This is a genomic window from Acinetobacter sp. KAM396, assembly GCF_021602765.1.
GTDB lineage: Bacteria > Pseudomonadota > Gammaproteobacteria > Pseudomonadales > Moraxellaceae > Acinetobacter > Acinetobacter towneri_A.
Genome location: NZ_BPPH01000017.1, coordinates 21,534 through 36,373, shown reverse-complemented (window position 1 = coordinate 36,373; position 14,840 = coordinate 21,534). Strand labels below are relative to the sequence as shown.

General features: G+C 41.7%; 11 protein-coding genes and 8 tRNA genes. 13 read left to right on the top strand and 6 right to left on the bottom strand.

The window, feature by feature from the left end; genetic code table 11:
• Positions 1-112: 112 nt before the first annotated feature.
• Positions 113-4,621 (top strand): Hpt domain-containing protein, encoded by a 4,509-nt coding sequence (locus L6C30_RS09680; protein WP_236163204.1) that lies wholly within the window; start codon positions 113-115, stop codon positions 4,619-4,621.
• Between the two features lie 3 nt (positions 4,622-4,624).
• Complete coding sequence (locus tag L6C30_RS09675) at positions 4,625-5,083, top strand: hypothetical protein (RefSeq protein WP_236163205.1); 459 nt, start codon at positions 4,625-4,627, stop codon at positions 5,081-5,083.
• 82 nt (positions 5,084-5,165) lie between these two features.
• On the opposite strand, the gene dapE is transcribed toward L6C30_RS09675, so the two are convergent.
• From dapE to L6C30_RS09660, 3 genes are all read right to left on the bottom strand, one after another.
• A complete protein-coding gene (gene dapE / locus L6C30_RS09670; RefSeq protein WP_236163206.1) occupies positions 5,166-6,299 on the bottom strand; it encodes a succinyl-diaminopimelate desuccinylase in 1,134 nt (377 codons plus the stop codon).
• Positions 6,300-6,440: 141 nt separating this feature from the next.
• Positions 6,441-6,587: an entericidin A/B family lipoprotein gene (locus L6C30_RS09665; protein WP_236163207.1), complete on the bottom strand. Its 147-nt coding sequence runs from the start codon at positions 6,585-6,587 to the stop codon at positions 6,441-6,443.
• A 120-nt stretch (positions 6,588-6,707) separates the two neighbouring features.
• The gene (locus L6C30_RS09660; protein ID WP_236163208.1) at positions 6,708-7,592 is read right to left on the bottom strand and encodes a DUF1853 family protein; all 885 of its coding nucleotides are present in this window, start codon (positions 7,590-7,592) and stop codon (positions 6,708-6,710) included.
• 87 nt (positions 7,593-7,679) lie between these two features.
• Between L6C30_RS09660 and L6C30_RS09655 the strand changes: the two genes are divergently transcribed.
• The 11 genes from L6C30_RS09655 to L6C30_RS09605 all read left to right on the top strand — a co-directional run bounded on the left by L6C30_RS09655 (position 7,680) and on the right by L6C30_RS09605 (position 10,409).
• Positions 7,680-8,060: a YbaN family protein gene (locus tag L6C30_RS09655; RefSeq protein ID WP_019837489.1), complete on the top strand. Its 381-nt coding sequence runs from the start codon at positions 7,680-7,682 to the stop codon at positions 8,058-8,060.
• A gap of 9 nt (positions 8,061-8,069) precedes the next feature.
• The gene (elsL, locus tag L6C30_RS09650; RefSeq protein WP_019837488.1) at positions 8,070-8,594 is read left to right on the top strand and encodes a cell wall-recycling L,D-carboxypeptidase ElsL; all 525 of its coding nucleotides are present in this window, start codon (positions 8,070-8,072) and stop codon (positions 8,592-8,594) included.
• 271 nt (positions 8,595-8,865) lie between these two features.
• Positions 8,866-8,941 (top strand) — tRNA-Val (locus tag L6C30_RS09645).
• Positions 8,942-8,967: 26 nt separating this feature from the next.
• Positions 8,968-9,044 (top strand) — tRNA-Asp (locus L6C30_RS09640).
• 51 nt (positions 9,045-9,095) lie between these two features.
• Positions 9,096-9,172 (top strand) — tRNA-Asp (locus L6C30_RS09635).
• 20 nt (positions 9,173-9,192) lie between these two features.
• Positions 9,193-9,268, top strand: a tRNA-Val gene (locus tag L6C30_RS09630).
• Positions 9,269-9,282: 14 nt separating this feature from the next.
• A tRNA-Asp gene (locus L6C30_RS09625) sits at positions 9,283-9,359 on the top strand.
• A gap of 101 nt (positions 9,360-9,460) precedes the next feature.
• A tRNA-Val gene (locus tag L6C30_RS09620) sits at positions 9,461-9,536 on the top strand.
• A 65-nt stretch (positions 9,537-9,601) separates the two neighbouring features.
• Positions 9,602-9,678 (top strand) — tRNA-Asp (locus L6C30_RS09615).
• 97 nt (positions 9,679-9,775) lie between these two features.
• Positions 9,776-9,851, top strand: a tRNA-Val gene (locus tag L6C30_RS09610).
• A 96-nt stretch (positions 9,852-9,947) separates the two neighbouring features.
• Positions 9,948-10,409: a DUF2750 domain-containing protein gene (locus L6C30_RS09605; RefSeq protein ID WP_019837487.1), complete on the top strand. Its 462-nt coding sequence runs from the start codon at positions 9,948-9,950 to the stop codon at positions 10,407-10,409.
• 26 nt (positions 10,410-10,435) lie between these two features.
• On the opposite strand, the gene L6C30_RS09600 is transcribed toward L6C30_RS09605, so the two are convergent.
• The 3 genes from L6C30_RS09600 to L6C30_RS09590 all read right to left on the bottom strand — a co-directional run bounded on the left by L6C30_RS09600 (position 10,436) and on the right by L6C30_RS09590 (position 14,709).
• On the bottom strand, positions 10,436-11,254 hold the full coding sequence (locus L6C30_RS09600; RefSeq protein WP_230245192.1) for a YdcF family protein: 819 nt from the start codon (positions 11,252-11,254) through the stop codon (positions 10,436-10,438).
• A gap of 121 nt (positions 11,255-11,375) precedes the next feature.
• Positions 11,376-13,994, bottom strand: coding sequence for a sulfite reductase flavoprotein subunit alpha (locus L6C30_RS09595; RefSeq protein ID WP_236163153.1), 2,619 nt, complete (start codon positions 13,992-13,994; stop codon positions 11,376-11,378).
• Between the two features lie 154 nt (positions 13,995-14,148).
• Positions 14,149-14,709, bottom strand: coding sequence for a YcxB family protein (locus L6C30_RS09590; protein ID WP_019837484.1), 561 nt, complete (start codon positions 14,707-14,709; stop codon positions 14,149-14,151).
• Positions 14,710-14,840: the final 131 nt, after the last annotated feature.

Below are 14,840 nucleotides of genomic sequence, written 5' to 3'. Positions count from 1 at the left end.
TCAGAGATAAAGCATCGCAAAGATGAACTTAACTTTTGGGTTAGGGGCATTCAGGATGGTTACAATTAAGTTGAAGTACCTTTTGGTGCTGAAAACGTAAGAAGCCTTAGCTATGAAAGAAATATTAAAAAATTTAGTCGAAACAATGACGCTTCTTGAAGATAGTTATCTTGAGCAAGATGCAGAAATTCTTGAAATTTTTGTCGAAGAAATTGAAGAAATCTTCGAAGAATTAAATCCATTATTTACAACTTGGTTTGCCAACCCAACAGATCAAGAAACTTTAGTGACTATTCGTCGTCACTTTCACACTTTAAAAGGCTCGGGTCGCATGGTGGGTGCGAAGTCTGCGGGCGAATTGGCATGGACGGTTGAAGATACTTTAAACCGTGTGCTTTCGGGTACGGTAACACTCAATACTGATATTCAAAAATACGCAAAAACTGTTTTCAATCTTTATCAATACAAGCTTTATCCAATTTTTAAACAAGTCGGTTTAATTGATCTTGATTTACGCCCATTGGTGCTTTTAGGACAACAATTACAGCAAAACCAAACTCCTGAACCTGCACTGGAAGAGTTGCTAGTTCTAGCGGATCAACTGACTGCAACTGATATGCCGACAGGACTAGAGTTGGCGGATGCTGCAGTTGAAACAGCAGTTGAATCATCTGAAGATGTAATGACAGCTGAAGAAATGTCTCAGACAGAAGTTGCACAAGAAGCGGCTGCTGATGCGAGCCTATTGGCTGAAACTCTGGCTAGTTTTGTGGAAGAAGCTGAAGAGCATTTAGCGACCATTGATCAGTTCTTGGCGCAAGATCAGATTCACTCACAAGACTATAATGGCTTAATCCGTGCTTTACATACACTGCGCGGCAGTTCGTCTATGGCGCAAATTGATCAAGTTTTTCAAGCCAGTTCTAAAGTTGAAAACTTGTTTAAAACATTTGTGCAAGATGAAATTGAATCCACCTCTAAAGAAACTGCGCTGTTGGTGCAATACGCAGAATTTGTCCGTGATTATCTGCATGTACTTCGCCAAGGTTACTGTGATGGTTTAGATGTTATCTATGCAACTTTTAGTAAAGCATGGGATAGCTACGGCTTTAGCACCAGCGATACAGAAGACTCTAATCCTCAAGGTTTGGTATCGAGACTCATCGAACTGAATATTGATCGTTTACTTGATGCTGAATTTGAATTTGATAAATTGGCGCAAGCGCAATTCCCAAGCTATTTAGAAGAACTCAGCGCACAAGCGCAATTATTGGTAGAGCATACTGATAACCGTGCATCAGTGGGTATCCATCAATTTACTGAAGAACTTAAAGCAGCTTACGACAGTGTTTTAGCTAAGCCAATTTTGCTTAACTCTGAATATGGTTATGAGTTATTTGCACAGGCGCACCAAGAGTTTATTCATTTATTTGATACCTTGGCTGCGGGACAGCGTGTTACGGTTACTGAAGATATTCAGAAAACCTTAAATGACTTAACTGCATTCGTGCAGCAAGACATTGATGCAATTGCACTTGAAGATGCAGAAACATCGGTGAGCGACAATGCTGTAGAAAGAGCAGTTGTTGCAGAACCTGATGTGGCGTCTGCTGTAGTTGCTAGCGAAAGTTCGGGCACGGTGAATTTAGCGCAATTGTCACAACGTATTGCATCAGATCAACAAAACATGCATGCCGATGATGCCAATAAAGACTTCGATCCTGAATTGCTGGATATCTTTTTGGAAGAAGCTGAAGAGCTTTTGGTGGGTATGGATGAAGATGTCAATACTTGGTCAAAAGACGCCAGCGACACTTCGGCTTTAAACAACTTAATGCGTTATTTGCACACTTTGAAAGGTGGCGCAAATATGATTTCTGCGACGCATATTGGTTTAATTGCACACAACCTCGAGTCGATTTACGAGCGTATCATTAACAACCAGATTGTTGTTTCACCTGCGTTAATTCAAATTATCCGTTTGGTGCAAGATGATATTGCAGACCGTATTCAGACCATTCGCGATGAGCGTGTGGACTATGCTGCGACAGAGTCAATTGCGATTTTAGGCAACATTGTCAGCTTGGCACAAGGCGATGCAAATGTGTCAGTCGTAAGTGCTATAAGTACAGCGCAGCCTGAACAGACGATCGAAGCAGAAGAGGTTGATGCACAGCCTGAGTTGGCGGCAGAAGCCTTGCAAGACACGACTGCAGATTTAGCTGAAGATGATATTGCTATTGCTGATGAGGCAAGTCTTGAAGCAAATGCTGAATCTGAAGATGAGCAATTACATTCAATTGTGGTTGAAACTTTCCGAGAAGAAGCGGAAGAAATTTTGGATGCTGCAGATCAGCGCTTGAAACAATGGTTTGAGCAGCGTAATGACCGTAGTGTCTTGCTTCAATTACAACGTGCGGCGCACAGCTTAAAAGGCGGTGCACGTATGGCTGAAATTGAATCTGTTGCGCAAATTGCCTATCAACTTGAAAGTGCCTTTGAACAGTTTGCAGTGCATCAATTTAACTCAAATGTTTATGATGCCTTGCTGCAAACCACATTAGCATGGTTGCGTGATGCAATTTTCAAAGCAGATTACACTGATTATGACAGTTTAAAATCTAGCTTATCGGCGATGCAGTTTGTAGATGTATCTGCACAATTGCCTGAGCGGTTAACGCATAACGACTTGTTATCACCAAGCCGTAGTTATGAGTTTGTTCAGGGTGATGGTACAGAACCACCTGCAATGTCAGGTGAGTGGGGCGAAACCACAAAACTAGATAACAGCAATGAGATGATTCGTATCTCGGCCGATTTAGTCGAGAAGATGATTGACTTGTCAGGCGAGAACTCGATTAACCGTTCACGTATTGAAATGGAGCTAGGGCAACTGGGCGGTACGTTGAATGAGATGGAATTGGCGATTAAACGACTTGCCGATCAGTTACGTCGAATGGAAGGCGAGCTAGAATCGCAAATTATTGCCAAACATGGTTCTGAAAACTCACGTTATGCAGACTTTGACCCATTAGAGATGGACCAATATTCATCGTTGAATCAGTTGTCTAAATCTCTGGCAGAATCTGCATCGGACTTGGTGGACTTTAAGAGCACATTGGCTGACAAAATCCGTGATGCCGAAGGTTTGTTATTACAACAATCACGTATTCAGGCCGAAATTCAAGAAAGCTTGATGCGTACACGCCTTGTACCATTCTCGCGTTTATTGCCACGCTTACAACGTATTGTGCGTCAGACTTCATCGACCTTGAACCGTCCGACAGAATTGGTGGTTAATAACACTGAAGGTGAATTAGACCGTACTATTCTAGAACGTTTGGTGACACCTTTTGAACACATGCTGCGTAATGCGGTAGACCATGGTATTGAAGACCCTGTGCAACGTGCTGCTGCTAATAAATCTGAGGTTGGTAAAATTGAACTGAACATCACCCGCCAAGGTACAGATGTTGTGGTGACTTTTGTGGATGATGGTAAGGGTATTGATGATGCCAAGATTAAAGAAAAAGCATTGAGCTTAGGTTTAATCAAAGCTGATCAGAATTTAGATAAAAATGAAATTCTGCAATACATTTTCCACCCAGGTTTTACGACAGCAAAATCGGTTACACAAATTTCAGGTCGTGGTGTGGGCTTAGATGTGGTACAAAGTGAAATTAAGGCACTTGGTGGTCACGTATCAGTAGATTCAACATTGGGTCAAGGTACAACCTTCAGTATTCGCGTACCAACCACGGTTGCGGTATCTGATGCCTTAATGGTAAAAGTTGGTGATCAACAATTTGCTGTACCGTTAGCGCAAATTGACCGTATTGTACGTATAGCACCAACGACCTTGGAATCTTACTTCAACAGCAATGAAGATTTCTTCCAAATTGATAACCAGAACTATAAGTTACGTTACTTATCTGAGTTCGTTGGTAATCAGCCATTGCCGCGTTTAAGCCATGTGGGTCATTCACTACCAGTTCTGTTAATTAAAGGCAGTACAGGTCAAAGTATTGCCTTACTAGTTGATCAGTTGATTGGTTCGCGTGGTCAAATTGTTGTGAAGCCAATTGGACAACAGTTCTCAAGCATTGGTGCAATTGCAGGCGCAACCATTTTGGGTGATGGTCAAGTTTGTTTGATTTTGGATGGTCAGAATATAGCCCGTCAAATTCTTGCAACGCACCGAACTAAACAAGCCAGCGATCAACGTGATATCCAACGTCGTGATACACGCCGCTTAATTATGATTGTGGATGACTCAGTCACCGTACGTAAAGTAACTTCACGTCTGCTTGAGCGTCAAGGTTATGACATCGTGACCGCCAAAGATGGTATCGATGCCATGGAGCAGCTTGAAAACGTCAAACCTGACTTGATGTTGCTGGATATTGAAATGCCACGTATGGATGGTTTTGAGGTAACTAACCTCGTACGCCACCACGATATGCATAGCAACCTGCCAATCATCATGATTACGTCCCGTACAGGTGAAAAACACCGTGAGCGCGCGTTTAGCTTAGGTGTGACACACTACATGGGTAAACCGTTCCAAGAGGCAGAATTACTTGCCAATATTGAACAATTATTAGCAGTCAGTCAGGGGTAAACGATGAGTCAGACGAATGGTCCTAATTTACTTGGGCAAATTAGTCAACAAGAGTTGCACCATTTAATTACCGTTTCTACGGGTTTTATTGATGCTTATATTGTTGAATGTCATGGTAAACACCCGATGCTGATACCTCAAAATATTGTGTTATCCGCACTAGATAATGCCACTCAAGTTAAAACTGTGGAATGGCACGACTCGCAATTGCCTGTTTATGCGGTCAATGACCCAGAGAAAAAAATGGGCGTGGCACTGGTGATTGAAGGCGATGAAATGGAGCAGCGTTTTGCTTTGATGTGCAATGAAATGCCTAAAACACTGCGCTTGCGTATTTCTGAAGTGGTAGATGATGACCAACAAAACACGACTGATCCTGCTGTATTCCAATATGTCCGTATGGGTGAGCAGGTCTTTCATGTACCAAATTTGCAATACATTCAAGAAAAATTAACGGCTTAACCGCAATTTTCTATGTTGTAAAACAGAAAAGGAACTTCAATAGAGTTCCTTTTCTGTTTTTTGTAACTAACTCTTATTCGATTTAAGTGAGTAACACTTCTAAAATCTGCTCATAAATTTCCGCTAAGGGTTCTAAATCAGCCACATCAACGTGCTCGTTAACTTGGTGAATGGTGGCATTGAGTAGGCCTAACTCCAACACTTGCGCCCCTGTTGGCGCAATGAAACGACCATCGGAAGTGCCGCCACTGGTCGATAATTCTGTTTCAACACCTGTGACATTGCGAATGGCCTGACGTGCAGCATTGACCAATTCACCCACAGGGGTTAAAAATGGCAAACCTGAAAGTGTCCACTCGATATCATAATCGACTTGATGGTGATCTAAAATTTGCAACACACGTGCTTTTAGTTCATCTGCCGTCACTTCAGTCGAATAACGGAAGTTAAAGGTCACGGTCATGTTGCCAGGGACAACATTGGTTGCACCTGTCCCTGCTTGAATATTTGAAATTTGAAATGAGGTGGCAGGGAAATATTCATTGCCATAATCCCATACCGTTTCACACAGTTCTGCAATTGCTTTAGACGCGGTATGAATCGGGTTAATTGCCAAGTGTGGATAAGCCACATGACCTTGTTTACCTTTTACAGTCAAGACTCCATTCAGTGAACCACGACGCCCATTTTTAATAATATCGCCAAGTTTATGCGTACTTGAAGGTTCACCGACCAAACACCAAGTCATTTTTTCCTGACGTGCTTCTAAAGTTTCAACGACTTTTACGGTGCCGTTAATGGATGGGCCTTCTTCATCTGAGGTGATTAAAAAGGCAATTGAACCTTTGTGATCAGGATGTTTAGCAACAAAGCGTTCAGAGGCAACGACCATGGCTGCCAATGCTGTTTTCATGTCGGCACTGCCACGACCATAAAGTTTGCCATCACGAATTTCAGGTACAAATGGATCGGTATTCCATGCGTCTAAATTGCCTGTCGGTACAACATCTGTATGACCTGCAAAGCAAAAGACAGGTGCTTCTGTACCTTTACGCGCCCAGAGGTTATCTACATCGTCAAAACGCATAGATTCAATCTTAAATCCAATTTTTTCTAAGCGTTCTGCCATGAGGTTTTGACAGTTGTGATCAACAGGAGTGACAGACGGTTGGCGTAAAAGCTGAAGGCTTAAATCCAGAGTAGCAGAAGAGGTCATGAGAGTTTCAGACGTTTATCAAGAGTAAGTGCTAATAATAGGGGAATAATGCAACAAAAGTGAAATTTTAGCGTGAAAAAACCTTGTCCGAGAACAAGGTTTTTTGTAGTTTTTGTGAAGATATTCCTGAAATACTCAGAATTATTTGCGAATTTCTTGTTGGGTTTTTTCAGCAGTATTACTGACCGCATGACCTGCAGAAGACACGTCTTCGCCCACACCTTTAATTGTATTACAACCCGATAAAATAAAGGTCAATAACAGTGAAGTCGCTAAAATTTTTTTCATGTTCATCTCCAATATGCGCTAGATAGATTATTTTGATGTGTTTTTAAGCATAGAAAATAATCAGAATAATAAATAGGTAACTTTTATGGTGCTTGCGTAATAAAATGTTGAAACTGTTATTCAGCGTGTTAATGGAAGATAGCTAATCAAGGGTGCAGCGCGGTACATATAAAATTGTGAATGTGCTGCCTGAAAATATAAACCATCGGTCCACCATTGATTCGGTAGGCTACTGGCTTGAGCATTTTGGCAAATCCATTCATGCCGTTGAAGGCGATAAAACTGTTCTGCTGGCGCCGGAATATCACTCCCCCAAAGCCCTAAACGACGAGCGCTATTGACCCAGTGTGGGCTAAGTATTGTAGATGATTCTGCCAAGTGATACGTGGCGAAATACAATTGTCCTTTGAGTACGGCAAAGCGACGTTCAATTGATACATCTAAAGCTTGTTTAAATTGAAATTGCTTTTGACTAAAGTGATTCAGTTTACGCGCTAAAGTATCGGAGCGGTTTAAACCATACCAGTGTGCCAAAGAGCAATCCGCTTCGGCTAAGTAGTATTTTAATGCGACTTCCCAGTGTTCAACCTGCTGCGTGTCATGGTTGTGCAGTAAAAAATCCAGTTCACCCACAGTTTTAGCACCATCAATAATTTGAATACTGTGCCCCAATAATTCGAAGGGATGATAGTCACGATCACGCAGCCAAAACCACATCAACATTTCAAAGCGTAAGCCTAAACGGGTACTTTTCAGTTGATTTAAAAAATCGTACACCGCTTCGGGATGTGAATCTAAATAGGCTAAACGTGATTGATAAGCGTGATAATGGTGTTGCCAAAAAGTATCTGAATGGAATTCAAAAGTATGTTGAATGGGCAATTGCTCAGGCACAGCACTTAAAATATTCGGACTTGCCACACTAAAAGCCAACTGACGGATAAGCGGGGTTTTGTAGGTCAGCCATACTTCGGGCAGAAGCTCTGGTTGATGCAACTCAATCATTATGAATCCATGCTGAAAAATGCAGAATTACAACGGAAAATTAAAAAACGCTTTATACTACCGCAATTCGAAGTTTAGGACAGTAGTATGCAACGCTTGTTATGGCGAGGTTTAGTGGTGATCTTTGTCATCCTTGGCTTTATTGGTGCATTGTTACCAGGTATGCCTACTACTGTCTTCTTGATTTTAGCAGCTTGGGCATCATCACGTGGTTGGCCGCAAATGGATAACTGGTTACTGAATCATCCTAAATATGGCAGTACACTCAGGGATTGGCGTGCTAATGGCACAGTACCGCGTAAAGCCAAATGGTTAGCAACGATCATGATGAGTATCAGTGCCGTACTCATGCTGTTTACAACTGCGCCTGTTGCGGTCAAAGTTTTTACCAATACCACCATGTTGGTGGTGTGTATTTGGTTGTGGTTACGTCCTGAACCACAGCCGCTTAAGAAAGAAGAAGAATAGGGTAACGCAATGACTTTTTTATATACACAAGCAGATATTTTGATTGATTTGTCCGAGCAAACTTTATATTTGCCTAAGCATCAGAAATTTTATGTCATTTCTAGTGGGGTGAATGGCATTGGTGAAACTGAAAATAGTGGTAAAACACCGCGTGGTTGGCATGAAGTCGCTTTGAAATTTGGTGAAAATGAACCTGAAAATGCAGTGTTCATTGCGCGTCAACCTACGGGTGAAATTTACAATTTAGATTTAGCCGAACAATTTCCTGAACGGGACTGGATTTTAAGCCGTATTTTATGGCTTAGTGGTCTGCAAGAGGGTTTTAATCAGGGCATCGGCTGCGATACTTTTCAGCGTTATATCTATATACATGGCACACCAGACACAGAACCAATGGGCATTCCTGCATCGCATGGCTGTATTCGGATGCGTAACCAAGATATTTTAGAATTGTTTGAACTGATACCAGAAAAAGCGCTGGTTTATATTTCTGAACACAAACTGGATTTAAATAGTTTAGGTTTACTTAGTTGATGGTGCTTGCGAGGTGAATTTAGATGAATAATGTTGCATCTATCACTACCTAAAAGCTGGCTGATTGAGCAGGTAGATTGCAGCGCTAACAAGTTGAAAAGCACATTAATTTTGTTTGAAAACTAAAATAACCTGCAGAATTTGTTTGTTTTTATAGCGGATCACCTATTTTTTAATCACTCGATCACAAAAAACTGAAAACAAGCCGAAAAGCGTTTGACAGGCGGTAAAGATTCTCTATAATGCACCTCACAAACGATAAAGACGTTAAGGGCGCTTAGCTCAGTTGGTAGAGCGTCTGCCTTACAAGCAGAATGTCGGCGGTTCGATCCCGTCAGCGCCCACCAAGCCTTTACGTTATAGATTCTTACGTGCAGCGGTAGTTCAGTTGGTTAGAATACCGGCCTGTCACGCCGGGGGTCGCGGGTTCGAGCCCCGTCCGCTGCGCCACTTAAGATTCTTTAACCATCGTTTGTACCACAAGAGTGACTTTGTGTAAGTGCAGCGGTAGTTCAGTTGGTTAGAATACCGGCCTGTCACGCCGGGGGTCGCGGGTTCGAGCCCCGTCCGCTGCGCCATTTACATAAATTTCTTTTGAGGGCGCTTAGCTCAGTTGGTAGAGCGTCTGCCTTACAAGCAGAATGTCGGCGGTTCGATCCCGTCAGCGCCCACCAGATTCTTTTGCGATGCAGCGGTAGTTCAGTTGGTTAGAATACCGGCCTGTCACGCCGGGGGTCGCGGGTTCGAGCCCCGTCCGCTGCGCCATTCAAAAGAGAAGTTTAAGTTTACTGATAGATATAAACTTAAATGATGCAAAATTTGACAGTTTTGCAAAATCAGAACAAAATGCTGTTTTGATCTTTTTAGGGCGCTTAGCTCAGTTGGTAGAGCGTCTGCCTTACAAGCAGAATGTCGGCGGTTCGATCCCGTCAGCGCCCACCATATTTTAGTATAGATGCTTGACATACATACAAAAAAGCCCTTAATTGCTTAATGCAATTACCGTTGCAGCGGTAGTTCAGTTGGTTAGAATACCGGCCTGTCACGCCGGGGGTCGCGGGTTCGAGCCCCGTCCGCTGCGCCATTTTTCATTCCCTGATATGAAAAGTGAGTTTCAAAGTTCAAGACTATGCACTTCGCTTGTTTTGCAACGTAAAATAACAATGTTATTTTTCTCTTCAGGGCGCTTAGCTCAGTTGGTAGAGCGTCTGCCTTACAAGCAGAATGTCGGCGGTTCGATCCCGTCAGCGCCCACCATATCTTTTCATACACCTTCATCTCATATTTCTTGCATATTGCAATAAATTCGCCTAGAATTTTTTTTATTTATAATAATACTAATATCCGTGACTTATGAGAAATCCTTATCAACGAAAAGCTGCATCTAAGCAAGCGCCGCAAATTTATAATGTGCAAGATATTTACAAGCAATTTATTGAAACCATTGTTTCTCAGGGGCATGTTTTTGCATTGTATGAAGATGGTTGGGCGCTTTGTGCTACCCCTACAGGGCAGCGTGCTTTTGCAATATGGCAAAATAAAAGTCTAGCTAAACTGTTAATCAAAGACAATTGGGCCAATTATCAAGTTGAAGAAATTTCACTGAAAGATTTTATTGAAAAAGTGATTCCGTTTTTACGTCAGGAAGCCACTAATGTTTCTATGAATCTAAGCCCTGAAGGGCAGAATGTATTGGTTGCTCCTGAAAAGTTATTGCTAGATCTAAAAAATTATTTGTATCAGGTGTATATACAAAAACCTGAATTTTTTAAAGAGATGCAAATTCCTTTGCCACGCTCAATTCGTTTGAATTAAGCGATGTGCATGTTAGATTTTATTTTTCAATACTCATTGAGCAGCCAACCACTGATATAAGCAAAATATTCGCGTAACCACGCGTTATAGCGGCTATAGAGCGGTGTTGATGCGCTCAACATACTGAACTGTGTGTATCCCTGTCGTTTAGCAATAGCTGCTGCACGGAGGGTATGAAAATCACTCGTGACAATCGTAATTGGTTGGGTTTTATCTGTGCCGATTTGATGCAGCAAAGGTTGACTGTTTTTTAAATTGAGTGCCGTACTGGTACTTTGGGTTTCTAAGATAATGCGTGATGCTGCAATTGCATAGCGTTGTTGTAAATAGTTGGACATCACCTGCGCTTCAGTGAGTTGTTCCGCAAAAGCGGGGCCACCACTGACAATTAAATAACTGTGTGGATGTTCTAAGGCATAAGCTGCTGCGGTATCTAGCCGTTTGGCGAGCGTGGGCGATGGTTGTCCATTTTCTATGCCACTGCCGAGTACAATCACCACTTTGGCATTGTTGCTTGCAGTATTTTGCTGCTGTGTACTGAAATGAATATAAGCAAAAAAGATCAATAGGCTGATGCACCATAACCAAAATATGCCCCAACCGAATTTCCATAACCAATCTAAGCGTGTATGTTGTTTTAAGTGGCTTTGAATCCAAGTATAGAAAATGGCATAACACAGCAGCATCGTGCCTATTAACAAAGGTAAAACGGTGCCGAAATGAATTTTCTTTAAGTTGATGAGATAGACACCATCCAAAACTAAAATTAATCCAATTAGGCTACTTAATATTCTTTTGAATGGACTTGATTGCGGCTGTACGTGACTTTCTTGCATGCCTTGCATAACTGTATTGCGCTATGATGCTGTGTAAACAGTATAGCCGAAGCTGCTTAAAAATTTAGCCCCAACTGAAGTATGTTTCGGTTGAGGCTATGGGTAAAATTAGGTGAATTACAAGTTGAGATTAATACACATCTCGGCGATAACGTCCATGCTGACGTAATTGTTCTAGTTGATTTTCACCCAAAATATCTTTTAAAGCTTGGTCGACATCACTGGCCATGCCTTGAATACTACCGCAAACATAAATCACGGCACCTTGTTCAACCCATCGTTTTAAATCTTCAGCCTGTTCACGTAACTTATGGTGAATATAGACTTTATCGGCTTGATCGCGGGAAAAAGCCAAATCAAGCCGTTGTAGCACGCCTGTGCTTTGCCAAGCCTCGATGGTGCGTTGATAAAAGTAATCGTGCGCTTGCTGGCGTTCACCAAAAAACAACCAGTTTTGGGTGTAATTCAGGCGGGTACGTGCATGCAATAAGCTCATTAAACCCGCAAGTCCTGTGCCGTTGCCAATACAAATAATTGGGCGGTCATCATCAATTAAATGGAAAGATGGATTATTGCGAATGCGTAGTGCGATATTTTGTCCGATTGCTGCATGGGCAGTTAACCAACCTGAACCTAAGCCCAGCTCACCTTGAGCATCAAATTTTTGACGTACCACAAGTCTTAAAACCTGTTGTGAAGGAATACTGGCAATTGAATATTCACGACTAGGTAAGGGTGAAAGTTGTGCCAATAATTCATCGACAGTTTTAAATGTCTGAATAGGGGTTGTCAGGTCTTTATATGCCAAAGCCTGTGCTAGGGTTTGCTGACCATCAGCAATAATAGTATTGGCATCAAGTTGATGTTGTTTTAAAAAATCCTGAATCCGTACAGAACTGTTTTCTGGTTGAATTTCAGCAATATCACCTGCAGCCCAATGTGCTTCGTGCTGCGGTACAAGTTCAATATTAAACGCAGGTGAACCCAAACTATTCGGATTTAGCAAATCACGTTGTTGCAAACGCCATGTATCAAAGGTTTTGTCAATTTGCATGCTTTGTAATTCAAGCTGAGTCACCTGTGCCAATGCTTGATTCCAACGCTGTACATCAGCAGAATTGGCATTGTCTACCTCAATAGTGTCAAACAAAGCGTGAGCCTGATTGCGTTGCAGCCATGCAGCAAGACGATGTCCAAAATCGCAATAACTGTCAGGATACTCTTTGGAGCCTAGGGCTAAAACGGCATAACGTAAATGAGAGAGATCTAAGCTTTGGGACATGATTTTTTTCACAAAGTTAGAGGATAAATCGGGTGCATCTCCTGTGCCGTATGTGCTGGCAACAAATAAAATTTGAGTATGGTTTTTGAGGTCAGTTATCTGCAATTCTTGAATAGCTTTGACTGTGACAGGTTGATGTGCCTCTTGCAGACTGGTTGCAGTGCGCCATGCCAATTGTTCGGCAGTACCTGTTTGGCTGGCATAGACGATGAGCCAGTGTTCAGCATTTGGGTCAATTTTCAATTGAGTTTGGTTTTGACGTGCAGCAAGAGTCAAACGCTTTTGTTTACGACGTTTTAAATATAGCATCCAGCCTGTGACAAAAAACAGCGGCATCATCAAGGCAGCAAGCATGGCTAAAAATTGATAAACAGGTCCAAAGAAACTACCGCGATGCACAGGCAGCATACTGCTCATGATTTTTTCATTAAGCTGTTTGTCTGCATATAATTCAAGTTGAGTAATACGCGCTTGTTGATAATCAAAAGTTGCGCTATTGCGGGCACGTTCATGTTGTGGAATGACATCGACAAAGTTAATTTCAATTTCACTATTGGCGTGTTTAGGCATATTAAAAGTGATGCTCGAATAATCCTGCTCTAACTGCTGCGGGAAATGTTGCCATGCCTGCGTCAAAGCAAGATTAATTTGTGCCTGATCCAGTGTATTTTTTTTGGTAGGATCCGTGATATTTGGGCCATGTTCCACAACTTGTGTCTGCCTTGCTTGATGAGGTGTTTGATTATTTTGATTTTCTTTTTTATTGCGTCCATCTGCTTGTAATTGTGCTTGTGGTCTTTCTACGCCCATGACTTTAAACATGCCATTGCGCCACCAATCATACGACCAATATAGCCCTGTGCATGCCATAACAAGATAGAAGATCACTACCCATGTACCGACCACAGCATGTAAGTCCCAAATAAAATTGCGACCTTTGAGTTGTGGTTTAATCGCAAACCATTGTTTGAATGAATGGCGTTTCGGCCAGCGCAGATAAATGCCACTTAACACAAAGAACAACAACATGAGGGTACATGCGGCTGTAATTTGCTTACCAATAGGCCCTACGGTTAAATTGCGGTGTAATTGTTGGATAAATTGAAAAAAATCACGCCCTTTCACTTCAGGTAAAATGTCTGCAGAGTAGGGATTAATCATGATATTTTGACCGCGTCTGGCGCCTTCTTTCGCAATATTGATGCTTGAAGATGCTGCAGGATCTTGGGCAATGGTAATGCTGTTAATTTTATAATTTGGTTGGACTTGCTGAAAATGTGTGTAAATTTCTGCAGGAGTAAGTTTGGGTTTCTGCTCAACTTGAACTTGGTAACTGTCTGGATTCAACCATTTTAGAATTTGTTGTTCATAGGAATAAATTGCCCCAGTGACACCCATGAGTGACAAAATAAGCCCTGCTGTAATGCCAAGGAACCAGTGAATTTGGAAAAAAGTTTTTTTTAACATGATGAATGCGGGTTGAGCACAAATTTTGCAGAAGAATAATCTAGATACAAAGTTAATGCAAATGCTATTTATTCTCATTATCGTTCATTATTTTGATTTTAAGTAAAAAAACCTCCATCGCAGGGGATAGAGGTTTATTTTTAGATCGGGATATTTAGATTTGCTTGGCTTCGCCTGCAGCTTCGGTTAAATGTTTGCGAATGGTGTTGAACGAAAAGTTCTTGCTGTCCATGCGCTTAGGTAGAATATAAGCACCTTGCTGACCTTTTACTTTGAAGTTCATCAAAATAAATTCAGGGGTGTTGTACCATTCATATACATCTTTCCAGCCGATTGCACCCACGCCTTCTTGAGCGCCCATTTGCTGACGCATTACGATTCCGTGTGGTTGTACGCCTAAACGAATCCCTTTAATTTCTTGAACAGGAAATTCATTCATTTTGCGTTTAACGTACCATTCCAAGCCGTATTTACGCACCAGCAGGTAGAGTGCCACACAGACAATGGCGACCCAGCAGAAAATAGTCGAATAATTTTTTAATAGCAGAATGCCTAAAATGGAAAGGGCGACTATCACCCCCATAATAATCCATGCTTTCATGCTAATTTTATTGGTACTGCGCCATATTACCAGTTGAGCGTGACGTTGTTCTTCTTCAGAAACTTCGTAGATTACAGGCTGTAGTGTGTAGGCGTATAAACTTTTCGCGGTCATAGTGAAACTAACAAATTTAAAACTATAAAAAGTTTAGCATTAATTGCTGTCATTCAGTGAGTATATTGTCGCAAAATCATGCTAAGGTCGATGAATACATATTGTGCTAAGGCTGAGAAAGTAGACATAGA

Excerpts from the sequence above, each read along its gene's own strand:
- L6C30_RS09600 (WP_230245192.1), bottom strand. The coding sequence starts at position 11,254 with ATGCAAGGCATGCAAGAAAGTCACGTACAGCCGCAATCAAGTCCATTC.
- elsL (WP_019837488.1), top strand. The coding sequence starts at position 8,070 with ATGACTTTTTTATATACACAAGCAGATATTTTGATTGATTTGTCCGAG.
- L6C30_RS09675 (WP_236163205.1), top strand. The coding sequence starts at position 4,625 with ATGAGTCAGACGAATGGTCCTAATTTACTTGGGCAAATTAGTCAACAA.
- dapE (WP_236163206.1), bottom strand. The coding sequence starts at position 6,299 with ATGACCTCTTCTGCTACTCTGGATTTAAGCCTTCAGCTTTTACGCCAA.
- L6C30_RS09655 (WP_019837489.1), top strand. The coding sequence starts at position 7,680 with ATGCAACGCTTGTTATGGCGAGGTTTAGTGGTGATCTTTGTCATCCTT.
- L6C30_RS09665 (WP_236163207.1), bottom strand. The coding sequence starts at position 6,587 with ATGAAAAAAATTTTAGCGACTTCACTGTTATTGACCTTTATTTTATCG.
- L6C30_RS09595 (WP_236163153.1), bottom strand. The coding sequence starts at position 13,994 with ATGTTAAAAAAAACTTTTTTCCAAATTCACTGGTTCCTTGGCATTACA.
- L6C30_RS09660 (WP_236163208.1), bottom strand. The coding sequence starts at position 7,592 with ATGATTGAGTTGCATCAACCAGAGCTTCTGCCCGAAGTATGGCTGACC.
- L6C30_RS09590 (WP_019837484.1), bottom strand. The coding sequence starts at position 14,709 with ATGACCGCGAAAAGTTTATACGCCTACACACTACAGCCTGTAATCTAC.
- L6C30_RS09605 (WP_019837487.1), top strand. The coding sequence starts at position 9,948 with ATGAGAAATCCTTATCAACGAAAAGCTGCATCTAAGCAAGCGCCGCAA.
- L6C30_RS09680 (WP_236163204.1), top strand. The coding sequence starts at position 113 with ATGAAAGAAATATTAAAAAATTTAGTCGAAACAATGACGCTTCTTGAA.